Raw genomic sequence first — 23,992 nt, forward strand, 5'->3', positions numbered from 1 at the left:
CTGTCCATGCAGCCGACTCTGTCCATGCAGCCGACCGTGCGGGACCACGCGCTGGCGGACGGCCTCCGGGCCGGCCAAGCGGCGGTGGAAGAGGGCCTGTTGCGGGCCACCAAGAGCGATGTGCCGTTCATCACCGAGGCCGCGCGGGAGCTGACGCGCACGGCCGGGCGACGGCTCCGGCCGCTGCTGGTGCTGCTGGCGGCGCGGTTCGGCGACCCCGGCGCCCCGGGCGTGGTGCCCGCCGCCGTGGTCGTCGAACTGACCGATCTGGCCACGCACTACCACGACGGCGTCCGGGACGAGGCCGCCGTACGGCGTGACGCCCCGCGCCCGGACGCCAACTGGGACAACACGGTGGCGGTGCTCACCGGCGACTTCCTCTTCGCCCGCGCCTCGCACATCCTGGCCGACCTGGGGCCGGAGGCCGTACGGATCCAGGCCCAGGCGTTCCGGCGGCAGGTCACCGGCCAGATCCTGGAGACGACCGGACCGCGCGACGGCCGCGACCCCGTCGAGCACCATCTGGACGTGCTGGCGAGCCGGACCGGCTCACTGACCGCCGTCTCCGGACGGCTGGGCGCGCTGGCCTCGGGCGCGGACCCGAGCGTCGCGGACGCCCTCGCGCGGTACGGCGAACGGCTTGGCGTGGCGAGCCATCTCGCCGACGAGGTGGCGACCCCCACCGCCCGCCGCCTCACCCTGCCCGTCCTGCTGCTGGCGGGGGCCGCGGGCCCCGGGGACCCTGCGGGCCTCGCCGACCTCGCGGGCCTCGCGGACCGGGAGCTGTACGAGCTGCTCACCGGGCCCGCCGAGCGGGCGGGGTACTCGGCGGCCGTGGCGCGGCTGCGCACCCATCCGGTCCTGGACCGGGCCCGCGAGGAGACCGCCCGTCAGGCCGACGCGGCCCGCGCCGCCCTGTCCACGCTGCCCGACTGCCCGGCGCGGGACGCCCTGGAGTCGCTGTGCGAGACGGTGGCCGCGCCTACGGCACCCAGTAGTTGTGGCTGACCACCAGCATCGACTGGAGCCGCACCCCGGCCTCGTAGGCGCGGGCAGGATCGGGCGGGGAGGCGCACATCCGGGCCCACAGCGCGTCCAGCCAGCCCTGCGCCGCGGCACGCTCCCGCTCGCCGTCGTCCCCCGTCAGCGCGGCGACCGCGAAGGGCGCGAAGAAGGCGGGCGACCCCGGGTCCCCATAGGCCGTGCCGTCGAGCCGGTATCCGCTCCTGATCCGCCCGGGATCGCCGCCCGTCGCCGCCCTCGCCCAGCGGCTGAGCCCGCGCACGGCCGCCCGGGTGCGCGCGTCGCCGCTGGTCACCGCGTCGGCGCCGAGCCGCCAGGGGACGCGGCAGGCGTTCCAGTGGTAGTCGCCGTCGTGCGGGCTCTCCAGGACCTGACCCGGCGCGGGCCTCGGCTCGCCGGACGTGGTGTCCACCACGAAGTCGGGGAGCAGCCCGGTGGCCGGGGCATGGCGGGCACGCAGCTCCCCGGCCAGCGACAGATGCGCGTCCAGCACTTCGTCCCACCGCGGATCGCCCGTGGCCGCGCGGAACGCCCGGAAGTGGTCCGGCATCCAGTCCGACGTACGGGAGACCTCGTCATAGCGGCCCGACGACCAGTCGCCGAGCTTGGTCAGCCGGGTGGTGGGGTGCACCTCGCACTCCATGACGGCGTCGATCCGCCGCATGGCGAGCGCCTCGTAGTCGTAGTCGCTGTGGCCGTCGTGGCTGTTGTGGCCGCCGCCCCACTGCCGGGCCGCGAGCAGCAGTCCGTACGCGATGTCGAGGTCGCCGTCGGTCGCCGAGTCCCGTCCACCGACGTCCCGGCCGTCGGCGTCCTGCTGAGCGGCGTGCAGATCGGGGTGGTTCACGGAGGGGTGGGCCAGGACATGCCGGAGGATGCCGTCGAAGAGGGCGTGGGCGTCGGGGTCGGCGCCCGCCATCAGCGCGGTGATCACCATTCCGTAGCCCTGGGCCTCGGCCACGAACGGGTGCGCCGCGTCGGGGGTGAACACCGCGCACCTGCCCCGGCCGCCCGCCTCGTCGCCCGACCGAAGGAAGTACGCCTTCCACAGCTCGTAGAGGTCCAGGACCCGCCGGTCGGCCGCCGCCGGGTCGTCGTCGCAGGAGGGCCGGAGCGTGCCGGGGGCGTACGGGACGGCATGCGCCCCGAAGGGAACGCGGGCCTCGGCGCGTCCCGTCATCGGAGCCGACGCCGCTGGCCCCGCCGTACCAGCCGCACCAGCCCGAGGACGATGTCGACCACCAGTACCACCACGCCGATGATCAGCAGATAGCCAAGACCGTGCACCACCCAGCCGATGAGGCCGAGCGCGATGGCCACGATCACCAGGAACAGGAAGAGCGCCACCGCCGACACCTCTCCTCGATCGTCAAGCGTCCTCGGCCATCAGCGGCGCGCGAGCTGCCGCCCGCCGCCCGGACCCGACTGGTACGTCTTCCCGTAGTGCTGGAAGATCGCCCCCTCCTGCTCCGCGGGCAGCACATCGTCCACGCCGAGCGAGGGTGCCTTCTTCACCAGCGACCGCCTGTAGGAGACCTTCACATAACCCGGCCCGACCACCGCGTCGTCCACGGGGACGAACACCAGACGGTGACGGGTGGGCAGTCCGGTGCGGACGGTGGCCATGGCGGGTTCGTCGGTGGACGTGGCCACGTAGATCGCCTCGAGCACCCCGATCTTGCGGCCCTGCTCATCGACGACATCCTGGTCGCGCCACTCACGGATATCGGCTGGCTGGATCATGACGTATCACCCTCTGACCTCTGCCCTTCCAGCCTGCCTCCGCTCATCGCGGGACGCCACGCCATCCGGCCACCAGGAGTAACCGAGTGTTCGAAACAGCATGAATTGATCAGGTGTGCCGGATTCGCGATGGGGTACCCGGCGCGGCGAGGAGGTTGGTAATCATGGTCCCCCTGCTTGTCGTTCTTCTTCTCGCGCTGCTGCTCTTCGGCGCCGGATTCGCCCTGAAGGCCCTGTGGTGGATCGCGGTCATCGTGCTCGCCGTCTGGCTGATCGGCTTCATCGCCCGGCCGACAGTCGGCGGACGGCGAGGACGGTGGTACCGCTGGTAGCCCGAAGACGGCACAGATGGGCCGCGGCGCGGACCGAAGGGGCCCGGCCGGAGATTTCTCCGGCCGGGCCCCTTCGGTTCGGTCGTGTTCAGTTGTGATCAGCGGCCTACTACTCCTCGGCGAGCAATCCCCGCCGCAGCCGGCCGAGCGAACGGCTGAGCAGCCGGGAGACATGCATCTGGGAGACGCCGAGCTCGGTGCCGATCTCCGACTGCGTCATCTCCTCGCCGAACCGCATCTGCAAAATACGGCGGTCCCGCTCACCGAGCTGCTCCACCAGCGGCTTGAGCGCGTGCAGGTTCTCCACGGCCTCCATGGCCGGGTCGACGTCGCCGAACCGGTCCGCGTACGTGGTCACGCGCGTGGCGCCGCCCTCCTGGTCCGCGGGCGCGTCCAGCGAGGTGGTGAGATAGCCGTTGCTGGCCACCAGCCCGTCGACGACCTCGTCCTCGCTCAGCCGCAGATGCTCCGCGAGCTCGGCCGTGGTGGGCGACCGGTCCAGCCGCTGGAACAGCTCCTCGTTCGCCTTGGCGAGGTCGATCCGCAACTCCTGGAGCCGGCGGGGGACATGGACCGCCCAGCTGGTGTCGCGGAAGAACCGCTTGATCTCGCCGACGATGTACGGAACGGCGAAGGTCGTGAACTCCACCTCACGGCTCAGGTCGAACCGGTCGATCGCCTTGATCAGCCCTATGGTGCCGACCTGGACGATGTCCTCCATCTCCACCGAGCGGTTGTGGAACCGCCGGGCGGCGTACCGGACCAGCGACAGATTGAGCTCGATGAGGGTGTTCCGCACGTACTGGTACTCGTGCGTCCCCTCCTCCAGCTCCGTCAGCCGATCCAGGAACGTCTTGGTCAGCGCCCGTGCGTCCTTGGGCGCCACCTTCGCCGGATCGTCCACCGTGGGCAGACCGACGGGGCCGGCGGTCTCAACTCCATCCACTGCAATGTCACTTACGCGAACCTCATGTACCTGCTCAGCTTCCGCTGCTGTCAGCATCGACATCGTCGCGGGTGCCGTGTCGTTCACCGTCGCACTCCCTGTATCGGCTGCATGCATAGGCTGATTGGGGTCCCGCCTACCCACCATCCATGCCCTCATGCCTCTTTCCCACGGGCGGACGGCGGGCCGACGACGACCACCAGGCCCCCGACACCCGCCGTGACGGCGGGCGTTAGCCGGGCGTTAGCGGATCGGCAGCGACCGTTAAGAGAACGCCAGCGGCGGCCGACACCATGGATGGTGCGTGAGCAGGAACCACATAAACCAGAAGCCCAGGGGGTCGTCATGTCGCACCACATTCTCAACCGCCGTATCCGTAAGGCCGGTGCGGCCGCGCTGATCGCCGCCGCCTCGGCCGTCGCCCTCACCGCCTGCGGGAGCAACGACTCCTCGTCCGACGCCAAGGGGAGCTCGTCCTCGAAGTCGTCGCAGTCGGACGCCTCGATCCACAGCCAGGCGGGCAACAAGGCCGGCAAGCAGGCAACGGCCCTGGGCTCGGGCGCCGACAAGGCCCAGGCGACCTCCGAATGCCAGCCGGGCACGCTGCGGGGCACCCTGGACTCCGCCGGCACCTCCCAGGCGGGGATGAACCACCGGGGCACCTTCCTGAAGGTGACGAACACCGGCGACGAGACCTGCGTGATCAGCGGCTACGCCGGGGTCGCCCTGGAGGGCGCAGGCCACACCGCGATCAAGACCACCGCCCGCCACGGCAGCACCTACTTCGCCACCGACCCGGGCACCCACCCGATCACCCTCGCCCCGGGCAAGAGCGCCTGGGCCGACCTGGTGTGGACCACCACCGGCGCCGGGACCGCCCACGCGAAGTACCTCCAGATCTCCCCGACCGGCAGCAACTCCCACAGCACGGTCGCCTTCAACCAGGACCTCGACAACGGCACCCTCTCCCTGACCGCCTGGTCCTCCAAGCCCCCCATCAACGGCTGAACCCCCGAAAACCCGAAGAGCCCCGGCCCGGACACTGTCCGGGCCGGGGCTCTTGTTTGGTGTGCGGGGTGGGATCGGGGCCTCGCAGGGATGCCAGAAGGGCGCGTTCCTGGGATGTGAGAGGGATGTCGGGGCGAAGACGTTCCGGGTGGCACTGCGGTTCGGATGGGGGTTGGGCCGGAGGCATGTGGAGCGCGCCGAAAGCCACCAGGCCGTTCCAGAGGGAATGGAGCAGGGTCTGCGGCAGCGTGCGCCAGGTCCTGAGGAAATCCATGACGGGACCGTGGCACAGGCGACTGGCAGTTCGGTCGTCACTGCCTCGGGGAGGGGCCAGGGGCTGCCAGCGGCCTGCCATCGGGCTGCAAGCCCGAGTGCTCACGATGTGCCTGCCAGCAACCCGTTGACACAGGGAGTAGCACATGGAGAGCGCACCCGAGGGCATCGTCGACCTGCCCCCGATCGGCCCGGAGCCGATTCTGCGGCTCGCGACACTTGTCTGTGAGACAGAGGTGATGCACGCGGCCCTGGAGCTGGGCGTGTTCGGCTCCTTGGCCGAGGGCTCGCTGACCGAGCCCGAGCTGCGGGAGCGGCTGGGGCTGCATGAGCGGTTCTCGAAGGACTTCCTGGACGCGCTGGCCGGGCTCGGGCTGCTGATCAGGGTGGGGGACAGGTACCGGAACGCCCCGGTGGCCGGACACTACCTGGTGCCCGGCCAGGGCGTGTATCTGGGGGACTATCCGCGGATGGTTACGGCGTCCTTCCAGCAGGCGTGGGGGCAGCTGTCGAGGGGGCTGCGCACCGGGAAGGTGGAGACCCAGCCCCGGGGCGGCTTCGTCGCCAAGTCCCACGAAGACCAGGAGCGCTTCAAGGTATATGCGGGGGTGATGGACCACCTCAGCACTCGTGTGGCCCGGGACTTTGCCGAGCGCTTCGACTGGAGCGGCTACAAGGACGTCGGGGACCTCGGTGGAGCCCGGGGGCATCTGGCGGCAGCGCTCCTTGAGGCACATCCGCATCTGAGCGGCTACTGTTTCGAACCTCCCTCGGCCGAGCGCTACCTGAAGGGTCACATGGCCGAATTGGGGATGTCAGGCCGGGTGGGCTTCGTCGGCGGCGACCTGTTCACCGATCCGATCCCCGAGGCCGATGTCCTCGTCTACGGGCAGGTGCTGCACGGCTGGGAGGACGAGGAACGCCGGACGCTGGTGCGGCGGGCTCACGAGGCACTGCGGCCCGGCGGGATGCTGCTGATCTACGACCGCATGATCGACGAAGAGCGCCGGGACCAGCAGCGGCTGCTCTACAGCCTCTACATGCGTCTGGTCAGCCCCATGGGCTCGGAGTACCGGGCAGTGGACTGCGAGCGCTGGCTTCGTGAGGCGGGCTTCCCGGAAGTCAGGTCGGAGCCGCTACTGAATACACACACGGTGGTGGTGGGCCTGAAGTCGAGGGAGGAGGAGTAGGAGGGAGCTGAAGCCCGAGTTCCGGCGGCGGTGGTGGGCGGAGCCCACCACCGCCCGTTCTCATGCCGTCCCTTTCTCCGGGTTCTCGCGGCTTGCCGAGGTGTCCGGGCTGTTTGCGGGGTGCGGGACATTGCCTTCCGCCTTCCCGGGGCCGGCCGGTCCGCGGCCCGGGCCGCCCCCGGAGCGCAGCGGAAGCTTCTTCAGGAACAGCGCGACGACGAGGCCCGTAAGGGTGAGCGGCAGGGCCGTCAGGAACACCGAGGACAGGGCATCGGCATACGCGGAGGTGTAGGCGTCCCGCGCGGCTTCCGGCAGCCGCTGCACCGCCTCCGGGCTGATCGAGGCGCCCTTGGTGAGCTTGGAACTGTGCTCCGCGAGGCCGTTGTTGAGGATGACGCCGAACAGCGAGGCGCCGAGCGACGTGCCGAGCATCCTGGTGAAGGTCACGGTGGACGTCGCGGCGCCGATGTCCCGGAGCTCCACAGCGCTCTGCGAGACCACCACGGTGACCTGCTGGGACAGCCCGGCACCAAGGCCGAGAACGGCCATGAACGCGGAGGCGACAGCGAAGCTCGTGCTGTTCGTCATGGTCGACAGCAGGTAAAGCGCGAGCGAGGAGACGGCCATGCTCGCGGCCGGATACCACTTGTACTGGCCGGTCTTGGTCATGAAGTGGCCGGTCCCCATGGTGGCGAGGAGCATGCCCGCCGTCATCGGCAGCATCAGCACGCCCGCGTTCTGCGAGCTGGTTCCGGTGACCATCTGGAGGTAGAGCGCCAGATAGTTGAGGGCACCGATGGAGATGAAGCCGCCGACGAACGCCACCACATTAGAGATGTTGAAGGTCGAGCTGCCGAACATACGCAGCGGCACCACCGGCTCGGCCGCCCGGCGCTCCGCGCCGAACCAGAGCCCGCCGAGGACGAGGGTGGCGACCGCGAGGCTCACGATGACCGAGGAGCCCCACGCGTACTCGCTCCCGGCCCAGTTGGTCAGCAGGACCAGACAGCTCACCGCACCGCCGAGGGCGACGATGCCCGCGTAGTCGATGCGCGGTGTGCCCCGGCGGGCCGGGAGGGACAGGAAGGAGACGACCATGAACAGGGCGAGCGCGCCGACGGGCATGTTGATGTAGAAAGCCCAGCGCCAGCCCAGATGATCGGTGATCAGACCGCCGAGGAGGGGGCCGCTGACGCTGGAGACAGCGAAGGTCCCGGTGGCGTAGCTCTGATAGCGGGCGCCCTCGCGGGGCGAGAACAGATCGCCGAGGATGGCGAAGATGGAGACCGTAAGGCCGCCGGCTCCGACACCCTGAACGGCGCGGTAGACGATGAGCTGCGTCATTGATCCGGCGGCGCCGCACAGCACAGACCCGATCAAGAAGACGACAATAGCGAAGACAAAGACACGTTTACGCCCAAGGAGATCACCGAGTTTCCCGTAAAGCGGCGTCGTCACACTGAAGGTCAGCAGATAAGCCGTACTGACCCAGGCGAACTGACTGACGCCGCCGAGATCACCGCTGATGGTCGGCATCGCGGTGGCCACGATCTGGGTGTCCAGCGTGCCGAGGAGCATCGCGAGCATAAGGCCGATGAAGACCAGTAACGCCTGCTTACGAGGCATGGCGGCGGCACCGGGATCCACGGCGGGCGCTGTCTGAGCGTGCGACATGAGATTCCCTCCTTCGTTTTCATATGAGCTCCGCACATGAGCTCCGCGCGTGGGGGTACGCTTTTCTCGTGTCAACTTAGGCTTACAGCGAAAGCGTGTCAACCTCTTCTGACAAGAAGGATCTCTTGACGAGGCCCGAGTGTCAGCTAAAGTTGACGGCGTGGACAAAGAAGAAGTGAACAAGCTGGTAGCCGAGGCGACGTCCGACGACACCCTCAAGGGGCTCGCCGCCGTGCGTGCGCTGCGCAGGCTCGTCGAGGACATCGAGACGCTCCAGGTGCGCCGCGCCCGTGATCTCGGGTGGGCCTGGGGCGACATCGCGGAGCCGCTCGGCATCTCACGGCAGTCCGCGCACAAGAAGCACGCGCGGCGGCGGGCGAAGTGAGCGGGGCCCCTCCGGGCCCCGCGGATGACGGTGCCGGACCGGGCGGACCAAGCCGGCCGGGTGGCACCGGGGTGTACCGGCTGCACCTCGGCGTCCACCCCCCGGCGAGAGCGGTAGGGCCGGAAGCGGCGGCCCTGAGCCGGTTGGGGCGATGGTGCGCGATCCCGCGCTCGGTCTGCGGGGTGGCCCCGTCCCCGGCTCCGTGCGGTGAACACTTCCTCGAGGGAATCAGGGAACTGACACGGCGCGGCGGCGCACGAGACGCCGCGGTCGACATACGGGCCGTGCCCTTCGGGTCGGCCCCGGGGGGCGCCGGATGGCGGGAGGGCTCCTGGGTCTCGCGGCACATCATCGGCGCCGACGACGCTCTCGCCGTCGTCCGCGAGCATCTCAGCCGTTCCCGGAGGTGCCGGTCCACAGGGCGTACAGCGGTGGTCGTCGAGGAGTTCATCGCGGCGGACGCCAGTGCGCAAGTGCACTCCCGGGCGCGGGGGCGGTTCGAGGAGGCGGTCGCCCTGGTCAGGGCCGCCCACGGGGTGGCCGTCGGAGGAGTGGATCCCATGGGGGCCACGGACACCTACCTCGTGCGCCGCACCGATCTGAACATCCTGGTCGAGTGGTTCGCCGACAAGTACCGGCAGCTGGTCCCCACCCCGGCGGGACTCGCCGAACGGCCGCTGCCGGAAGCCCTGCGCGATCGCCCCTGCCTGACTGAGCGACGCATCCGGGACATGGTCAGGATCGGCCTGGTCGCCGAGGCCGTCATGGGCCGGCCGGTCCGCATGGAACTGGCCTGGAAGAACGGCGTGGTCTATGTGCTGTGGTGCGAGGCCGCCGGGTAGGGCCGACGCCCGGTTACGCCGGACCCGGGGCATCGGGCCCCAGCGCCGGGTGAGGGCCAGGGGCGACGACCACTGGGCGTGGACCCGGTTGCGAGCGGGTTCGCGCAGGGTGACGGGCGAGGCCCTGGTCACCGTCCAGTGACCAGGGCACGGCTCTGTCCTCGACCTGAGAGCGAGATCCCTATGGAAGAGCGAACCGCGGTACTGGTGGTGGGCGGGAGCCTGGTCGGGCTCTCCGCGGCCGTGTTCCTGGCCCACCAGGGAGTCCCGTGTGTGGTGGCCGAGCGGCACGTCGGCACCTCGATCCATCCGAGGGCACGCGGCATCACGGCCCGCTCCATGGAACTTTTCCGTCAGGTCGGCCTGGAAGACGTGGTGCGGGCGCACGGCCAGGACGACATCGGCGTGTTCGTCCGCGCCCGCGCACTGGCGGACGATGACCACCATGCGGTCGTGATGCCGCAGACCAGGACACCGGACGAGGTCAGCCCGACGACGCTGTACGCCTGCGACCAGGACCGGCTCGAACCGCTACTGCTCGCCCGCGCCCGCGAACTGGGCGCCGATGTCCGCTTCGGCACCGAGTTGGTGGACTTCACGCAGTCCCGCGACGAGGTGTCCGCGGTGCTCCGGGACCGCGGCTCGGGCGAACGGCGCACAGTGCGCGCGCGGTACCTCGTCGCGGCCGACGGCGGGCGCAGCCCCGTCCGGGAGCGGCTGGGAATCTCCAGGTCCGGGCCCGGCACCCTACAGCACCAGGTCAGCATCCTCTTCCGGGCGGACCTGGACCGGGCGCTGCGCGGCCGGGAGGTGTTCGCATGCTTCCTGGAGACCATGTCCGGGGTGCTGGTGCGGCGAGACGCGGACGTCTGGCAGATGGGCGTGCCGTTCAAACCCGAACTGGGCGAGAGCGCGGACGACTTCACCGACGAGCGCTGCCGCGAGGTGGTCCGTACCGGCACCGGCCTCGCCGACCTCGACGCGGAGATCGACAGCGTGCTGTCATGGGAGATCGCCGCCCTGGTCGCCGACCGGTTCCGGGAGGGGAGGATCTTCCTGACGGGCGACAGCGCCCATGTCTCCTCGCCGCGCGGCGGGCTGGGCGGCAACGGCGGCATCCAGGACGCGCACAACCTCGCCTGGAAACTGGCCGCCGTGCTGGCGGGCCACGCCGGTGAACGGCTCCTCGACACCTACGAGACCGAGCGGCGGCCCATCGCCTTCCTGAACATGGAGTACGCGCTCGGGCGGATGCGTGGCGAACCGTGGACTCAGGAGTACAACACCGTCTCGCTCGGCTACCGCTACCACTCACCGGCCTTCGCCGCCGAAGAGGGCGCGGACGGGCCGGGTGGGAACGAGAAGCTGGAGGACCCGACAGCGCCCTCGGGGCGCCCCGGCACGCGGGCGGCGCACGTTCCGCTGCCGGCGGGGTACGCGAACGGGGCCGGTTCCACCCTCGACCTCTTCGGCCGGGAGTTCGTCCTGCTCACCGGGGACGGCGACGCCGAGTGGCGGACCGCGGCCAAGCAGGCCGCCGACGGTCGCGGGATTCCGCTCGCGGTGCACGCGGCCGGGGCCGGTGACGCCTCGGCGGAAGGCGCGGCCCGTGCGGAGCGCTGGCGCGTGGCCTACGGCCTGCCCGCCGAGGGGGCCGTACTGGTGCGCCCCGACGGCTACATCGTGTGGCGTGGCCGGCGGTGCGGCGACGACACGGCCGAGCGACTCGGCGCGGCGCTGGACGCGGCGTGTGGCCGGGGGCGGGAGCCGGTGTCAGACCCGGGATGAGCCGGCCGGAACGCCCGAACCGGCACGGCCGACCGCCGGCCCCGCAGGAAACGGGGACCGGCGGTCGCGGTCTACGCCGGAATCGCGACCGCCAGTACGTTGAGCACCAGCGCGACGACGGCGAATACCGAGCGGATCAGGTGCCACCGGCGCCAGCCGGGGCGGGGGTCCGCCCAGTCGTCCGGGACGCCGTCCCGGTCGGCCGTCTGAATGGCCTTGTTGAGCGGTAGGTTGCCGTACTGCGAGATCAGCGGGACGGCGAGGAAGAGCGCTGCCGCCACCGTGTATACGGCGCGGAGCCCTCCACCGTCCGCGAAGACGGCCAGCAGTACGTCGCCCACGAGCACGGACGAGACGATGATCGGCATCACGGGGTGGTAGCCCTCGCCCAGCCTGCGCTGGGTCGCCACGTACTGCCGGGGCGGCATGGTCATCAGGACGGGGAAGACGCTGACCGCCACGGCGAAGAAGGTCCCCGTCACCATGCCGGCTGCGACGATGACCAGGGTCTGGACCAACTCCAATGGAAGAGGCACCTCACACCTTCCTGATCAGGCTGTCGGGGAAACGGAGGGGCCGGCCGCTATAGGTCGAGCCGGACGTCGTACTCCCGCATCCAGGAGTCGAACTGGAGGACCATCTCGAAGCCCGCCCGGTCCACCCAGGCGCCCGCCTCCTCGTCGCCACCGCCACCCCCGTCCAGCACGGCTCGGGTCGCCTGCGCGTCGAGCAGCGGCGCCACGGGCGCCTCGCGGTCGCGCACCAGGCGGAGGAACTTCTCGCGCACGGCACGTCCGTAGACCGGATCCTGGGTTGCCGGGTAGGCGCTCTTGGGCCGGTTGACGACGGCGGGCGGCAGCAGGTCGGCCACGGCGGCCCGCAGCAGGCTCTTCTCCTGGCCATCGCGGCGTCGCAGGCGGACCGGTACGTCCAGCAGGTACTGGGCGAGCCGGTGGTCGCAGAACGGCACCCGCAGCTCCACGCCGTTGGCCATGCTGAGCCGGTCCTCGCGGTCGAGGAGCGTCGGCAGCCAGCGGGTGAGGACGAGATAGCCCACCTGGCGGGCATGCCGTTCCGCGGCGCCCTCGCCCTCCAGAACCGGCGCCTCGGCGACCGCCTCCCGATAGTGCTGGTCGGCGTACCCATAGAGGTCCAGATCCTTGCGCAGCGCGGGATCGAAGAGGCGCAGCCCCAGACCACCCGAGGCGGCCTTGCGCCGCTCGAAGGCGACCCAGGGGAAGGTGCCCGCGCTGGTCAGCTCGGAGTCGTGGGCCCAGAAGTAGCCCCCGAAGACCTCATCGGCGCCCTCACCGGAGAGCGTCACCACGCGGCTCTCCTCGCGCAGATGGCGGAAGGCGAGGTAGAGCGAGCTGTCCATGTCGCCGTGGTGGGTCGGTATGTCCTGGGCCCGCATGGCGCGCGACCTGATCAGCGGATCGGCGAGCTGGCCGGGCGTCGCCACCATGTCGGTGTGGACGGTGCCGAGGTGCTCGGCGACCTGTGCGGCGAAGGGCGGGTCGGGGGTGCCGCGCAGCTTCTGCGGCCGGAAGTTCTCCGTGTACCCGCGGAACGTCATGGAGTACGTGTGCACGGGCCCCGCGCCCTGCCGTGGCACGGTGCGGGCTGCGAGCGCGGCCAGGGCGCTGGAGTCGATGCCGCCGGAGAGCAGCAGGCTGGTGGGCACGTCGGCGATGAGCTGCCGGGCCACGATGTCCTCCAGCAGCTCCCGGACGTCCGCCACGGTCGCGTCGAGCCCGGCGGTGTGCGGGTTGGCGGACGGCGCCCAGTACGCGGAGAGCCGGTGCCCGTCCGGGGTAACGGTGAGTGTGTGGCCGGGCGGGACCTCGGGAATGTCACGAAAGACCGCCTTCCCCGGGTTCCGGGCGTGCGAGAGCAGTTCGCGCAGCCCGTCGGCGTCGACCACCGGGTCCACCCAAGGATGGCGGAGCACCGCCTTGGGCTCGGAGCCGAAGACCAGGCCGTGCCCGGTGCGGTGGTAGAAGAGCGGCTTGACCCCGAGCGGGTCCCGGGCGAGCACGAGCCTACGCGGGCCCGGGTCCCAGACGGCGTACGCGAAGATCCCGTTGAGGTGCTCCGCGCACTCCGGCCCCCACTCCAGGTACGAGCGCAACAAAACCTCGGTGTCGCTGCGGGTGGTGAACCGGTGACCCGCAAGCACAAGTTGGTCGCGCAGCTCGCGGTAGTTGTAGATCTCGCCGTTGAAGACGATCACGGGCGCGGCCGGGTCCCGGTCGTCGGTCCGCATCGGCTGGCCGCCGTGGTCCAGGTCGATGATCGACAGGCGCTGGTGACCGAGGGCGATGTCGGCGTCCAGCCACAGCCCGGAGGCGTCCGGGCCGCGGCTGAAGAGCGTCCTGGTCATCGCCGCGACCGTAGGGTGTTCCGCGGTCATGTCGCGCGCGTAATCGAGCCATCCGGCGATCCCGCACATGGGCGCTGTCCTTCCGGGGAGGGCGGTCACTTGCGGGCGATCGCCAGCGTGTGGTTGTCGAGTACGGGGCTGAAGGTGACGTCCTGGAAGCCGGCCTCGCGAAGCCATTCCGCGCACTCGCCCACGCGGTACTCACCGCCGCCGGGTGAGGTGAGCATGAAGGTGAGGCTGAGCAGCAGCGCGTCCCGGTCCGGAGACGCGTCGTCGAGCATCCGGTCGTAGATCACCAGCGAGCCGCCCGCGGGCAGCGCTTCGTACGCCCTGCGCACGAGCATCGCCCGGGTGTCCTGGCTCCACTCGTGCAGCACATGGCCGTAGATCAGCACATCTGCCGCGGGGAGCGGGTCGTGGAAGAAGTCGGCCTCCAGGAAGGAGACGCGGTCGGCCAGGCCCAGGGCGGTGATGTGTTCGTCGAAGAACGGCCGGGCCGGTGCCCGGTCGACGTTGACGCCCCGCAGATGAGGCCGACGGCGGACGAGGTGCGCGAGCAGATTGCCTCGCGCACCGCCCAGGTCCGCCACCGAGCCATACCCACTCCAGTCCAGCCGCTCGGCGATCTCGGCGCCGGCCCGGCCGGTATGGGTGTCCATCGCGGCCATGAACCGCCGGACGCGGTCGGGGTCCTCGTCGGGACGGGTGCGGAACAGCTCGTTGCCGTCGTCGACGGGCGAATCGTCTTGGTGCTCGCCGGTGCGCAGCGCCCGGGTGAAGCGGCTCCACGCCTGCCACTGCACACGCGTCGCGACCTCGATGAAGCCGCCGATGTACCGGGGCTTGCCCGGCACCAGGAATTCCGAGGCGAGCGCGGTGCCGGCGTAGCGGCCGTCCTGAACGCTCAGCAGCCCGTGGGCCACGAGGGCGTCAAGGAAGGTCCCGGCGAAGCGGGAGTGCAGATTGAGCCGCCGCCGCAGCTCGGCCTCGGTCGCCGGGGCCTCCTCCACAACGGTGAAGAGATCGAGTTCCACCGCGCTCATCAGCATCCGGGAGGAGGCGAAGGCCAGGTTCAAGCGGATGAGTGGGGCCGGGCTCGGCACCGCGCCAGCCGCCGGGCCGGGCGCAGTCGCGGAGTCCGCCGCGGTCGTCCGTACGGATGCTGCCATGGGAGCTCCTCGTCATCAGGCGTCGGTACGCCGCAGCCTGGAGCGCCCCAGTGGCCGTCGGGTGGGAATCGGCTGACGGCGCACGGCCGCCGTCCGAGCGCGGCCCGGACGGCCGCGGTGGGCGGTGTCAGTGGTTGGTGAGCCGATTGCGAACCGTGCCCTGCACGGTATGGCCCCAGCGACACCGCGGGTGTCCCGAAGACCGATGGGAGAGCACGATGCACCGGACGCTGATCGTGGCGCGTATGGCCCCCAGCGAGATGGACGCGGTGGCGGACATCTTCAGTAAGTCGGACGCCACCCAACTGCCCCACATGATCGGAGTCACGCGGCGTACCCTCTTCCGCTTCCACGACCTCTACTTCCACCTGGTCGAGGCGGACCACGGCATCACCGAACGGCTCTACGAGGCCCGCGAAACGGATCTCTACCAGGACATGAGCGCCGAGCTGGCCGAGCACATCAGGCCCTACGACCCCAACTGGAAGGAGCCCAAGGACGCCATGGCCGTGCCGTTCTACACCTGGACGCCGCAGGAGGGAGTGACCCGTGGCTGACGCCCCGATCCAGAAGGTGGCCCTCCGCGACGTGGCGGTGAACCGGCGGCGCGGCGGGGAGATGCGGGTCCTGCTGAGCCCCAGGACGGTGGGGTGTGGCACGGGATTCTTCGGCGAACTGACCCTGGGCGTTGGCGAGTTCGTCTCCGAGCACTATCACCCGTACTCCGAGGAATACCTCTTCGTCATCGACGGCGCCCTGACCGTACGGCTGGAGGGGACTCGGGAGATCGAGCTAGTCGCAGGCGAGGGCCTGGTGGTGCCGATCGGCATCCGGCACCGGGTGTCCCACTCCGGGACCGAGCCCACGCGGGCCGTCTTCCAGCTCGCGCCGCTCGCCCCGCGCCCGGACCTCGGACATGTGGACACGGAACCCCCGCCGCACGCTGACGAGGCCGGGGTGGAAGTCGGGGAGGTCCGGTGAGCACCGAGGCGCACGCACGGGAGCCGGTGATCACCGGGATCGGCGTGGTGGCGCCGGGCGGGGTGGGGACCAAGCAGTTCTGGGACCTGCTGACCGACGGGCGCACCGCGACGCGCGCCATCTCGCTGTTCGACGCCGCCGGCTTCCGCTCCCGGATAGCGGCGGAGTGCGACTTCGACCCGGTGGCCGAGGGTCTCACGCCCCAGGAGATACGCCGTATGGACCGGGCCGCGCAATTCGCGGTCGTCGCGGCGCGCGAGGCGATGGCCGACAGCGGGCTCGCGTTCGACGGCGTGGACCCCGGCCGCACCGGAGTGAGCATCGGCAGCGCGGTGGGCTGCACGACCGGTCTGGAGGAGGAGTACGTCGTCCTGAGCGACGGCGGGCGGCACTGGCTACTCGACCCGGACTACGCGGTGCCACACCTCTACGACTACATGGTTCCCAGCAGCATCGCCGTCGAGGTCGCCTGGACATGCGGCGCCGAGGGGCCCGTATCGCTCACCTCCACCGGCTGCACGGCCGGGATCGACTCGGTGGGGCAGGGGGCCCAGCTGATCCGCGAGGGCGCGGCCGACCTGGTGCTCGCCGGTGCCTCGGACGCGCCGCTCTCCCCGATAACCGTGGCGTGCTTCGACGCGATCCGTGCCACCTCCCCCAGCAACGAGACGCCAGAGACGGCCTCCCGCCCCTTCGACCTGCACCGGGACGGCTTTGTGCTGGGCGAGGGCGCGGCGGTGCTGGTTCTGGAGGAGCGGGAGGCGGCGCGGCGGCGCGGCGCCCGGCAGTACGCACGGGTCTCCGGGTTCGCCCGCCGCAGCAACGCCTTTCACATGACCGGACTCAAGCCCGACGGCCGGGAGATGGCCGAGGCGATCACCGCCGCGCTCGCCGAGGCGCGGGCCCCGGCGCACGAGGTCGACTACATCAACGCGCACGGCTCCGGCACCCGGCAGAACGACCGCCATGAGACAGCCGCGTTCAAGCGCAGCCTCGGGGAACGAGCCCGTCAGGTCCCGGTCAGCTCGATCAAATCGATGATCGGGCACTCGCTCGGCGCCATCGGCTCCATCGAGATCGCGGCCAGCGCCCTGGCCCTGCGCCACCAAGTGGTTCCGCCCACGGCCAACCTCAGGACCCCCGACCCCGAGTGCGACCTGGACTACGTCCCCGTCACGGCGCGGGAACACCCGATGGGCGCGGTGCTCAGCGTCGGCAGCGGATTCGGCGGCTTCCAGTCCGCCATGTTCCTGCGGCTGGCGGAGGCGCTGTGACCGCGGCGGTGGTGACGGGCATCGGGATCGTGGCGCCCAACGGCGTCGGCACGGAGGACTACTGGCGCTCCGTGCTCGCCGGGCGCAGCGGCCTGGCGCCCCTCAGCAGGTTCGAGGCCGACGCCTATCCGGTACGGGTCGCGGGCGAGGTCACCGGCTTCGACCCGGTCGAGCACGTCCCGTCGCGGCTGCGCGTGCAGACCGACCGGTGGACACAACTGGCTTTCCACGCGGCCGACATGGCATTGACGGATGCCGGCGCCGACCCGGCCGGGCTGCCCGAGTACGACATGGCGGTGCTGACGGCCAGCTCATCGGGCGGCACGGAGTTCGGACAGTACGAGATCGAGCGGCTATGGTCGCAGGGCCCGCGCTACGTCACCGCCTACCAGTCGATCGCCTGGTTCTACGCGGCGACCACGGGACAGCTCTCCATCCGGCACGGCATGCGCGGCCCCTGCGGCGTGGTGTGCACGGAGCAGGCGGGCGGTCTCGACGCGGCCGGACGAACCCGGCGGCTCCTCATGGACGGCGGCGCGCGTCTGGTCCTGACGGGCGGCACCGACTCGTCGCTGTGCCCGTACGGGGTGACCGCCCAGGCCACGAACGGACGGCTGAGCGACAGCGACGACCCGGACCGCGGCTATCAGCCGTTCGCCGCGACAGCCGACGGCTATCTGCCCGGCGAGGGCGGCGCGATCCTGGTGGTCGAGGCCGCCGACGCGGCCGAGGCCAGGGGCTCCACGCGGGTATACGGCCGGATCAGTGGGTACGCCACGACCTTCGACCCCCGGCCGGGCCGCCCGGATCCCGACGGCGGATCGCGGCTGCGTCAGGCCGCCGGGCAAGCGCTGGAGGACGCCGGGTTGGAGCCTGGTCAGATCGATGTCGTCTTCGCCGACGCCAGCGGCGACCCGGAGCGGGACCGGCTGGAAGCGGCGGCACTGACCCGGCTGTTCGGCCCCCGGGGGGTGCCCGTCACCGCGCCCAAGACCATGACAGGCCGCCTCTACGGCGGCGGCGCGGCGCTCGACATGGCCACCGCGCTGCTGGCACTGCGCGACGGGGTCATCCCGCCGACCATCAACGTGCCCACGCTCGCGCCCGGCTGCGAGCTGGACCTCGTGCGCGACGAGCCGCGCCCCGCTCCGCTGCGCAACGCTCTGATCCTCGCCCGGGGCCACGGTGGCTTCAACGCCGCCCTCGTGGTCTCCGGCGCCCACTGAACGACTGACCCGGCCGGTCATGGCGGCTCCGGCCGGACCGGCAAACCGCACATCGAACGGGAGAAGCACATGACCACCTTCACCCTGGACGACCTCGTACTGATCATGCGCGCGGGCGGCGGCGCGGACCGGGAGGAGCTGGAGGGCGACATTCTCGACATGCCCTTCGGGGACCTCGGCTACGACTCGCTCGCCCTGCTGGAGGTGACCACACGGATCGAGAACCAGTACGGCATCTCCCTACCGGAGGACACCGCCGTCCCCACCCGGACGCCCCGTGAGGCCATCGAACAGATCAACTCCGTCGTCCACGCCGACTGAACGAACCACTGATCGAGAGGTTCAGCACCATGACCGGTCACACCGACAACGAGATCACCATCGACGCGCCCATGGATCTGGTCTGGTCGATGACCAACGATGTCCCCTCCTGGCCCCGGCTCTTCAGCGAATACGCCGCCGCGGAGGTCCTGGAGCAGCGCGGCGACACCGTCGTCTTCCGGCTCACCATGCACCCCGACGAGAACGGCGACGTCTGGAGCTGGGTCTCGGAACGCACGCCGGACCCCGGGAGCCGCACCGTCCGCGCGAAGCGGCTGGAGACCGGCCCCTTCGAGTTCATGAACATCTTCTGGAGTTACGAGCAGACCCCGAACGGTGTGCGCATGCTCTGGACCCAGGACTTCCACATGAAGCCCACCGCCCCGATCGACGATGAAGCGATGGAGCGTCGTCTCAACGCCAACACCCCGGCGCAGATGAGGCGCATCAAGCGGCTGATCGAGGAACGGGCACACGCGGGGCTGAGCCTGGGGCTGCGGGGCAAGAAGGTCCTGCTCACCGGCGGGACCCGGGGTATCGGGCGGGAGATCGGGCTGGCGCTCGCCCGCTGCGGGGCCGACCTGATCGTCTGCCACCGGCAGCCGGGCGAGCACGCCGAGCGGCTGAGCCGGGACCTCAAGGCCACCGAAGGGACTCATCACATCATCCAGGCCGACCTCGCCGAGGCCGATGAGACCATTCGACTCGCCGAAGAGTGCCGGGAGCGTTTCGGCTCCCTCGACGCCCTGGTGCACAACGCCGGCGCCATCAGCCATGTGCCCTTCGCCGAACTATCGCTGGAGGAGTGGCGACGCGTCCTGGACACCAACCTCACCGCTCCGTTCCTGCTCACCCAAAAGGTGCTCCCGCTGCTGTCCGAGGGCTCCTCCGTGATCTTTGTCGGCTCCAAGGTGGCCACCGTGGGAGTCCCGCTGCGGGCCCACTACACCGCCTCCAAGGCCGGGTTGATCGGGCTCACCCGTTCCCTCGTCAAGGAGTTCGGGCCGCAGGGCATCCGGTTCAACATCGTCGCCCCCGGGCCCACCACGACCGAAGCGGAGGTCCCCGAGGAAGTGCTCGCCCGCTACCGCAAGATGATCCCGCTAGGCCGCCTCGGCCAGGCCGACGAAGTGGCCCGGGCGGTGCTCTTCCTCGCAGGCGACCAGTCGTCCTTCGTCAACGGCCAGTCCCTCGATGTCGACGGGGGGATCTGAGATGGCGGACGGACCGGGCACATTCCGGGTGCTGCTGCGCATGCGCATCAAGCACGGCATGGAGCAGGAGTTCGAGGAGACTTGGGGAAGGGTGGGTGAGGTGATCACCCGGCAGCCGGCGAACCTCGGCCAGTGGCTGTCGCGGAGCGTCGAGGAGCCGAGCGTCTACTACATCGTCAGCGACTGGGTGGACGAGCCCTCGTTCCGGGAGTTCGAGCGCAGCGAGGAACATGTGGCGCACCGCACCAAGCTGCATCCCTACCGAGACGGCGGATCGATGGTCACGATGCGCACCGTTCTGCGCATGGTCGGCGCCGGTGAGGGGGTCGCGAGGTGAGGGGACGGGTGCGGGTGCTCGTCTACGCCGCCTCCGCCGAGGGCCCCTCCGGCGAGGAGGCCGTGCGGCGGGCCTACCACCACACCAGCCAGGACCTGGCCGGAGTGCCGGGGCTGCTCGGCAACGAGCTGCTGCGCTCGGCCCACGAGCCGAACCGGTATGTGGTGCTGAGCGAGTGGCGCGACCTGGCGGCCTTCCGCCGCTGGGAGGAGGGTGCCGGGCACCGGGAGACCACCGCCCCGCTGCGCCCTTTCCAGGATCACGAGCAGCGCCGGGTGTTCGGCGTCTATGAGGTGCAGGACGCGTACGCAGGGGAGGAGCCGCGGTGACGGATCCGGACACACTCGGTCTGGCCGGGAAGCGCGCCCTGGTCACCGGCGGTACGCGCGGCGTCGGCCGCGCCACCTCGCTGCTGCTCGCCGGCGCGGGTGCGCGGGTGGTGGCCTGCTACCGCGACGACGAGGAGGCCGCCAAGCGGCTGGAGGACGAGCCCGGCTGGGACGCGGAGGCTCATCGCACACTGTGCGCGGACCTGTCGACCCCAGCGGGCCGGGCCGCGGCGGCGGGCGCCTGCCGGGAGCTGCTCGGCGGCGTCGACATCTTGATCAACAACATGGGGACATACGCCCCGCGGCCATTCGCAGAGCTGTCGGACGAGGACGTGGCGCGCTGCGTGGACAAGAACCTGACGGCCCACATCCAGCTCACCAGAGAGCTTCTGCCGCTGCTCGCCGACGGCGCCTCGGTGGTGAACGTGGGCGCGGGGATGGCGGAGCGCGGGCGGCCCGGGCACGTCCACTTCACCGCGGCCAAGGCGGGCCTGGCCGGATTCGTGCGCTCGCTCGGCAAGGAACTGGGACCGCGCGGTATCCGCGTCAACACCGTGGCGCCCGGCGTGGTGGAAACGGAGCGCGGCCTCGACCTGCCCGCCCCCGTGCGCGAAGGGCTGCTGTCCGCCATTCCACTGCGGCGCTTCGGCACCGCGAGGGAGGTGGCCCGCACCATCGTGTTCCTCGCGGGTGACACCGCGAGCTTTATCAACGGGGTCACGCTCCGCGTGGACGGGGGGATTTGAGACGGGACGGCCGGGCGAACGGCGGCGACCGCACCGAGGCGCCCCGCGGACGGAAGGTCCGCGGGGCGCCTGCGGTCTGCTGTGCACGCCCACCGGACGAACGGGCGCCGCTCAGCCGGGGATGGTCGCCTGGACCAGGTGCAGCGTGGGGAACGTGCCGGACACGGCCTTCGTGCCGGTCAGCTCGAGCCCCGCCTTCTCGAAGAGGGCTTCGAACTCTCGTCGGGTGTGTCGCTGTCCACCGACGTTGAGGAGCATGAACAGATCGATCACGCTAGTGACCCGCATCTCCTCGGGATCGGCGTCCATCACGCTGTCGATCACCAGGATGCGGGCGCCGGGGTCCGCGGCGGCACCGATGTTCTTCAGCACCCGCAAGGAGTTCTCGTCCGGCCAGTCCAGGATGTTCTTGAGGATGTACAGATCAGCCTTGACCGGGACCTCATCAAGGCAGTCGCCGGGCACCAGCCGACAGCGGTCGCCGTAGGCGCCGTCCGCGCGCAGCTCCGGCACAGCGTCCGCGACGGTGTCCGCCAGGTCGAAGAGGGCACCCCGCACATGCGGGTGCCGAGCGAGCAGGGTACGCAGCAGATGGCCCTGTCCGCCGGCGATGTCGACGACGGAGTCCACGCCCGTCAGGTCGATGGCGCGGGCGACCTGACGTGAGGACAGGCTGCTCACCGCCGTCATCGCCTTGTCGAAGAGCCGCGCCGACTCGGCTGCGTCCTGGGTCAGATAGCTGTAGAAGTCCTTTCCGAAGATCTCCGGCACCACGGCCTTGCCGTCCCGTACGGCCTCGTCGAGCAGCGGCCAGGCCTGCCACGTCCAGGGGGCGCCCAGCCACAGCACCAGGTGCTTGAGCCCGTACGGCGCGTCGTCCCGGAGCAGCCGGGAGAGCGCGTTGTGCCGGTACCGCCCGGGCGACGCCTCCTCGAAGACCCCCTGTCGCTCCAGGGCGCGCAGCAGACGGCCGAGAGTGCCGGGCACGGCCCCGGTCCTGGCCGCGACCTCGGAGACCTCCATCGGGTCGTCGCCGACGGCCTCGGGCACTCCGAGCCGCACCGCAGCCTGAAGCGCGGCGGCGACCCCGGCGCCCACCGCCAAGTGTTCGAGCCTGCACACGAGTTCCATTGCCGCAGGCTGATCGTCCTGTGCCACCACGGACACCACTCACCTCTCGGTAGGTACGGGAACGCCCCGAGCCTGCTGGCCGCCGCTGGCGATCCGATGGCAGCGCACTCGCCGTGGCTCGGGCGGCGTACGGCCAGGGAGCCCGCCGGGCCGGGCGGCCTGCCAGCGGATCTGGACCGAGAGGTCATCGCCCGCTGCGACGCTCCAGCAGACGTCCCGGTCCGCCACGAGAAGTGGAGAACAGCAGTGATCGCAACATCAACGCAGGTTCTGGTCATCGGAGGCGGCCCCGCCGGGTCGACCGCGGCAGGTCTACTGGCCCGGCAGGGAATCGACGTCACCGTGATCGAACGGGACACCTTTCCGCGCTACCACATCGGTGAGTCCATCCTGCCCTCCTGCCTGCCCATCCTCGGGCTACTCGGGGCACGAGAGAAAGTCGAGGCTCACGGCTTCCAGGTGAAGCGAGGCACGTACTTCGAGTGGGGCCCCGACGAGTGGCAGCTGAGCTTCAACGAGCTGGGTGACACAACGCCGTACGCCTGGCAGGTGATCCGCTCGGAGTTCGACGAGCTTCTGCTCGACCATGCCGCGGAGCTGGGCGCCACCGTCCACCAGGGAGTGACGGTGCGGGACATCGAGTTCCATGAAGGGCGCCCGGTGGCGGCGAACTGGAGCGCGGGCAAGAACGGCGGCGACGAAAGCGGGCGGATCGCCTTCGACTACTTGATCGACGCCTCGGGGCGCCGCGGCGTGATGGCGACCCGCTACCTGAAGAACCGCCGTCACCACGACGCGTTCAAGAACGTCGCCGCCTGGACGTACTGGCGGAACGTGGGCACGGTCGAGAAGAGCCCGGAGGGCTCCACAGCCGTGATCTCGGTGCCCAACGGCTGGTTCTGGGTCATCCCGCTGCACGACGGCACCACCAGCGTGGGCTTCGTGTGCGCGAAGAGCTCCTTCGACGCCCGCCGCCAGGAGCTGGGCGGACCGGCCGCCGCGTACGAGGAGGCCATCGCCGCCTGTCCGTCGCTGGACGAACTTCTCGCCGACGCCCAGCAGGTGAAGGAGGTCCGGGTCGAGCAGGACTACTCGTACACGAGCGACGCGTTCACCGGGCCCGGGTACGTCCTCAGCGGCGACGCGGCCTGCTTCCTCGACCCGCTGCTGTCCACCGGGGTGCACCTGGCCACCTACAGCGGGATGGTAGCGGCGGCGTCCATCGGGAGCGTACTGCGCGAAGAGGTCGCCGAGAACGAGGCGTTCGGCTTCTACCAGCAGGTCTACCGCCGGGCCTACGAGCGGATGCTGCTGCTGGTCTCGGTCTTCTACCAAAGCTACCGCGGGCGCGATTACCACTTCTACCATGCGCAGCGGCTCTCGTCCCGGGAAGTCGACCAGCTCAACCTGCACCTCGCGTTCCTGCGCATCATCTCCGGCATCGAGGACATGGAGGACACCAAGGAGGCGGCGTACGACCGGGTGCTGGAGGAGCTGAGCGGGGGCGGCTCGGAGCCCGGCAGGAACCCGTTCGAGAACCTCGGCAAGCTCCGACAGGAGCCGCTCTCCGCCGACGACGCCATCGACGGCCTGTATCTGTCGTTCGGGCCGACATTGGGTCTGCGGCGTACCTCGGAAGCGGCACCGGACCAGCTCGACCGGAAGTAGCCACGCGCC

26 protein-coding genes and 2 pseudogenes are annotated in these 23,992 nt (G+C 70.6%); 18 read left to right on the forward strand and 10 right to left on the reverse strand.

Annotated features, from left to right (window positions below; all coding sequences use genetic code 11):
• Positions 1-6 precede the first annotated feature (6 nt).
• Complete coding sequence (locus ACJX2R_RS24890) at positions 7-1,008, forward strand: polyprenyl synthetase family protein (RefSeq protein ID WP_413101932.1); 1,002 nt, start codon at positions 7-9, stop codon at positions 1,006-1,008.
• Here the strand turns inward: ACJX2R_RS24890 and ACJX2R_RS24895 are convergent.
• From ACJX2R_RS24895 to ACJX2R_RS24905, 3 genes are read right to left on the reverse strand one after another with little or no spacing between them, the layout of a single operon-like run.
• Positions 983-2,203: a glycosyl hydrolase family 8 gene (locus tag ACJX2R_RS24895; protein WP_413101933.1), complete on the reverse strand. Its 1,221-nt coding sequence runs from the start codon at positions 2,201-2,203 to the stop codon at positions 983-985. The genes ACJX2R_RS24890 and ACJX2R_RS24895 overlap by 26 nt on opposite strands.
• Positions 2,200-2,370: a hypothetical protein gene (locus ACJX2R_RS24900; protein ID WP_262706132.1), complete on the reverse strand. Its 171-nt coding sequence runs from the start codon at positions 2,368-2,370 to the stop codon at positions 2,200-2,202. The genes ACJX2R_RS24895 and ACJX2R_RS24900 overlap by 4 nt, the downstream gene beginning before the upstream one ends.
• Positions 2,371-2,409: 39 nt before the next feature.
• Positions 2,410-2,766 (reverse strand): PRC-barrel domain-containing protein, encoded by a 357-nt coding sequence (locus tag ACJX2R_RS24905; RefSeq protein ID WP_413101934.1) that lies wholly within the window; start codon positions 2,764-2,766, stop codon positions 2,410-2,412.
• A 164-nt stretch (positions 2,767-2,930) separates the two neighbouring features.
• Between ACJX2R_RS24905 and ACJX2R_RS24910 the strand changes: the two genes are divergently transcribed.
• Complete coding sequence (locus ACJX2R_RS24910) at positions 2,931-3,098, forward strand: hypothetical protein (RefSeq protein ID WP_020870302.1); 168 nt, start codon at positions 2,931-2,933, stop codon at positions 3,096-3,098.
• Positions 3,099-3,207: 109 nt separating this feature from the next.
• On the opposite strand, the gene ACJX2R_RS24915 is transcribed toward ACJX2R_RS24910, so the two are convergent.
• Positions 3,208-4,101, reverse strand: a complete 894-nt coding sequence (locus ACJX2R_RS24915; RefSeq protein WP_413105946.1) for an RNA polymerase sigma factor SigF — start codon at positions 4,099-4,101, stop codon at positions 3,208-3,210.
• 288 nt (positions 4,102-4,389) lie between these two features.
• Here ACJX2R_RS24915 and ACJX2R_RS24920 point away from each other — a divergent pair, with 288 nt between their 5' ends.
• A complete protein-coding gene (locus tag ACJX2R_RS24920; RefSeq protein WP_413101935.1) occupies positions 4,390-5,052 on the forward strand; it encodes a DUF4232 domain-containing protein in 663 nt (220 codons plus the stop codon).
• Here the strand turns inward: ACJX2R_RS24920 and ACJX2R_RS24925 are convergent.
• Entirely contained in the window at positions 5,042-5,494 is a 453-nt protein-coding gene (locus ACJX2R_RS24925; protein WP_413101936.1) for a DUF6059 family protein, read from the reverse strand. The genes ACJX2R_RS24920 and ACJX2R_RS24925 overlap by 11 nt on opposite strands.
• Between ACJX2R_RS24925 and ACJX2R_RS24930 the strand changes: the two genes are divergently transcribed.
• Positions 5,472-6,515: a methyltransferase gene (locus ACJX2R_RS24930; protein WP_413101937.1), complete on the forward strand. Its 1,044-nt coding sequence runs from the start codon at positions 5,472-5,474 to the stop codon at positions 6,513-6,515. The two genes, ACJX2R_RS24925 and ACJX2R_RS24930, sit on opposite strands and share 23 nt — an antisense overlap.
• Positions 6,516-6,575: 60 nt before the next feature.
• Here ACJX2R_RS24930 and ACJX2R_RS24935 read toward each other — a convergent pair whose 3' ends face one another.
• Positions 6,576-8,189 (reverse strand): MDR family MFS transporter, encoded by a 1,614-nt coding sequence (locus tag ACJX2R_RS24935; RefSeq protein ID WP_413101938.1) that lies wholly within the window; start codon positions 8,187-8,189, stop codon positions 6,576-6,578.
• A 160-nt stretch (positions 8,190-8,349) separates the two neighbouring features.
• Between ACJX2R_RS24935 and ACJX2R_RS24940 the strand changes: the two genes are divergently transcribed.
• The 3 genes from ACJX2R_RS24940 (at position 8,350) to ACJX2R_RS24950 (ending at position 11,204) form a co-directional block, all read left to right on the forward strand.
• Complete coding sequence (locus ACJX2R_RS24940) at positions 8,350-8,574, forward strand: helix-turn-helix domain-containing protein (RefSeq protein ID WP_413101939.1); 225 nt, start codon at positions 8,350-8,352, stop codon at positions 8,572-8,574.
• Positions 8,575-8,858: 284 nt separating this feature from the next.
• On the forward strand, positions 8,859-9,416 hold the full coding sequence (locus ACJX2R_RS24945; RefSeq protein WP_413101940.1) for a PEP/pyruvate-binding domain-containing protein: 558 nt from the start codon (positions 8,859-8,861) through the stop codon (positions 9,414-9,416).
• Positions 9,417-9,599: 183 nt separating this feature from the next.
• The gene (locus ACJX2R_RS24950) at positions 9,600-11,204 is read left to right on the forward strand and encodes an FAD-dependent monooxygenase (protein ID WP_413101941.1); all 1,605 of its coding nucleotides are present in this window, start codon (positions 9,600-9,602) and stop codon (positions 11,202-11,204) included.
• A 71-nt stretch (positions 11,205-11,275) separates the two neighbouring features.
• Here ACJX2R_RS24950 and ACJX2R_RS24955 read toward each other — a convergent pair whose 3' ends face one another.
• From ACJX2R_RS24955 to ACJX2R_RS24965, 3 genes are read right to left on the reverse strand one after another with little or no spacing between them, the layout of a single operon-like run.
• Positions 11,276-11,740, reverse strand: coding sequence for an anthrone oxygenase family protein (locus ACJX2R_RS24955; protein WP_413101942.1), 465 nt, complete (start codon positions 11,738-11,740; stop codon positions 11,276-11,278).
• A 47-nt stretch (positions 11,741-11,787) separates the two neighbouring features.
• The gene (gene asnB, locus ACJX2R_RS24960; RefSeq protein WP_413101943.1) at positions 11,788-13,656 is read right to left on the reverse strand and encodes an asparagine synthase (glutamine-hydrolyzing); all 1,869 of its coding nucleotides are present in this window, start codon (positions 13,654-13,656) and stop codon (positions 11,788-11,790) included.
• Between the two features lie 26 nt (positions 13,657-13,682).
• A complete protein-coding gene (locus tag ACJX2R_RS24965) occupies positions 13,683-14,756 on the reverse strand; it encodes a methyltransferase (RefSeq protein WP_413101944.1) in 1,074 nt (357 codons plus the stop codon).
• A gap of 218 nt (positions 14,757-14,974) precedes the next feature.
• Between ACJX2R_RS24965 and ACJX2R_RS24970 the strand changes: the two genes are divergently transcribed.
• From ACJX2R_RS24970 to ACJX2R_RS25015, 10 genes and pseudogenes are all read left to right on the forward strand, one after another.
• A complete protein-coding gene (locus ACJX2R_RS24970) occupies positions 14,975-15,313 on the forward strand; it encodes a TcmI family type II polyketide cyclase (RefSeq protein WP_164427077.1) in 339 nt (112 codons plus the stop codon).
• Positions 15,306-15,737 carry a cupin domain-containing protein gene (locus tag ACJX2R_RS24975; protein ID WP_413101945.1) on the forward strand — a complete coding sequence of 144 codons (432 nt, stop codon included), beginning with the start codon at positions 15,306-15,308 and terminating at the stop codon, positions 15,735-15,737. The genes ACJX2R_RS24970 and ACJX2R_RS24975 overlap by 8 nt, the downstream gene beginning before the upstream one ends.
• Entirely contained in the window at positions 15,734-17,011 is a 1,278-nt protein-coding gene (locus ACJX2R_RS24980; RefSeq protein WP_413101946.1) for a beta-ketoacyl-[acyl-carrier-protein] synthase family protein, read from the forward strand. Before ACJX2R_RS24975 ends, ACJX2R_RS24980 begins: the two co-directional genes overlap by 4 nt.
• Complete coding sequence (locus ACJX2R_RS24985; protein ID WP_262702124.1) at positions 17,008-18,237, forward strand: ketosynthase chain-length factor; 1,230 nt, start codon at positions 17,008-17,010, stop codon at positions 18,235-18,237. Before ACJX2R_RS24980 ends, ACJX2R_RS24985 begins: the two co-directional genes overlap by 4 nt.
• Before the next feature lie 69 nt (positions 18,238-18,306).
• On the forward strand, positions 18,307-18,558 hold the full coding sequence (locus ACJX2R_RS24990; protein ID WP_262702125.1) for an acyl carrier protein: 252 nt from the start codon (positions 18,307-18,309) through the stop codon (positions 18,556-18,558).
• Positions 18,559-18,587: 29 nt separating this feature from the next.
• Positions 18,588-19,037: pseudogene (locus tag ACJX2R_RS24995) on the forward strand (SRPBCC family protein); the annotation flags it as partial.
• 36 nt (positions 19,038-19,073) lie between these two features.
• Positions 19,074-19,772, forward strand: a pseudogene (locus ACJX2R_RS25000) (SDR family NAD(P)-dependent oxidoreductase); the annotation flags it as partial.
• A 1-nt stretch (position 19,773) separates the two neighbouring features.
• Entirely contained in the window at positions 19,774-20,109 is a 336-nt protein-coding gene (locus ACJX2R_RS25005; protein WP_413101947.1) for an antibiotic biosynthesis monooxygenase family protein, read from the forward strand.
• Positions 20,106-20,438, forward strand: a complete 333-nt coding sequence (locus tag ACJX2R_RS25010; protein WP_262702127.1) for an antibiotic biosynthesis monooxygenase family protein — start codon at positions 20,106-20,108, stop codon at positions 20,436-20,438. Before ACJX2R_RS25005 ends, ACJX2R_RS25010 begins: the two co-directional genes overlap by 4 nt.
• The gene (locus tag ACJX2R_RS25015; RefSeq protein WP_262702128.1) at positions 20,435-21,184 is read left to right on the forward strand and encodes an SDR family NAD(P)-dependent oxidoreductase; all 750 of its coding nucleotides are present in this window, start codon (positions 20,435-20,437) and stop codon (positions 21,182-21,184) included. Before ACJX2R_RS25010 ends, ACJX2R_RS25015 begins: the two co-directional genes overlap by 4 nt.
• 111 nt (positions 21,185-21,295) lie before the next feature.
• On the opposite strand, the gene ACJX2R_RS25020 is transcribed toward ACJX2R_RS25015, so the two are convergent.
• Positions 21,296-22,315, reverse strand: coding sequence for a methyltransferase (locus ACJX2R_RS25020; RefSeq protein ID WP_413101948.1), 1,020 nt, complete (start codon positions 22,313-22,315; stop codon positions 21,296-21,298).
• Between the two features lie 246 nt (positions 22,316-22,561).
• On the opposite strand from ACJX2R_RS25020, the gene ACJX2R_RS25025 reads away from it, so the two are divergent.
• A complete protein-coding gene (locus ACJX2R_RS25025) occupies positions 22,562-23,983 on the forward strand; it encodes an NAD(P)/FAD-dependent oxidoreductase (RefSeq protein WP_413101949.1) in 1,422 nt (473 codons plus the stop codon).
• Positions 23,984-23,992: the final 9 nt, after the last annotated feature.

Source organism: Streptomyces sp. Inha503 (assembly GCF_047215865.1).
In the GTDB taxonomy this organism is placed as follows: domain Bacteria; phylum Actinomycetota; class Actinomycetes; order Streptomycetales; family Streptomycetaceae; genus Streptomyces; species Streptomyces lycopersici.

Bases quoted from the DNA above. Each gene is read 5' to 3' on its own strand.
- ACJX2R_RS24895 (WP_413101933.1), bottom strand. From the start codon at position 2,203: ATGACGGGACGCGCCGAGGCCCGCGTTCCCTTCGGGGCGCATGCCGTC.
- ACJX2R_RS24935 (WP_413101938.1), bottom strand. From the start codon at position 8,189: ATGTCGCACGCTCAGACAGCGCCCGCCGTGGATCCCGGTGCCGCCGCC.
- asnB (WP_413101943.1), bottom strand. From the start codon at position 13,656: ATGTGCGGGATCGCCGGATGGCTCGATTACGCGCGCGACATGACCGCG.
- ACJX2R_RS24910 (WP_020870302.1), top strand. From the start codon at position 2,931: ATGGTCCCCCTGCTTGTCGTTCTTCTTCTCGCGCTGCTGCTCTTCGGC.
- ACJX2R_RS24905 (WP_413101934.1), bottom strand. From the start codon at position 2,766: ATGATCCAGCCAGCCGATATCCGTGAGTGGCGCGACCAGGATGTCGTC.
- ACJX2R_RS25020 (WP_413101948.1), bottom strand. From the start codon at position 22,315: ATGGAACTCGTGTGCAGGCTCGAACACTTGGCGGTGGGCGCCGGGGTC.
- ACJX2R_RS24965 (WP_413101944.1), bottom strand. From the start codon at position 14,756: ATGGCAGCATCCGTACGGACGACCGCGGCGGACTCCGCGACTGCGCCC.
- ACJX2R_RS24890 (WP_413101932.1), top strand. From the start codon at position 7: ATGCAGCCGACTCTGTCCATGCAGCCGACCGTGCGGGACCACGCGCTG.
- ACJX2R_RS24990 (WP_262702125.1), top strand. From the start codon at position 18,307: ATGACCACCTTCACCCTGGACGACCTCGTACTGATCATGCGCGCGGGC.
- ACJX2R_RS25005 (WP_413101947.1), top strand. From the start codon at position 19,774: ATGGCGGACGGACCGGGCACATTCCGGGTGCTGCTGCGCATGCGCATC.
- ACJX2R_RS24915 (WP_413105946.1), bottom strand. From the start codon at position 4,101: ATGCTGACAGCAGCGGAAGCTGAGCAGGTACATGAGGTTCGCGTAAGT.
- ACJX2R_RS24970 (WP_164427077.1), top strand. From the start codon at position 14,975: ATGCACCGGACGCTGATCGTGGCGCGTATGGCCCCCAGCGAGATGGAC.
- ACJX2R_RS24920 (WP_413101935.1), top strand. From the start codon at position 4,390: ATGTCGCACCACATTCTCAACCGCCGTATCCGTAAGGCCGGTGCGGCC.
- ACJX2R_RS24925 (WP_413101936.1), bottom strand. From the start codon at position 5,494: ATGCCCTCGGGTGCGCTCTCCATGTGCTACTCCCTGTGTCAACGGGTT.
- ACJX2R_RS24930 (WP_413101937.1), top strand. From the start codon at position 5,472: ATGGAGAGCGCACCCGAGGGCATCGTCGACCTGCCCCCGATCGGCCCG.
- ACJX2R_RS24950 (WP_413101941.1), top strand. From the start codon at position 9,600: ATGGAAGAGCGAACCGCGGTACTGGTGGTGGGCGGGAGCCTGGTCGGG.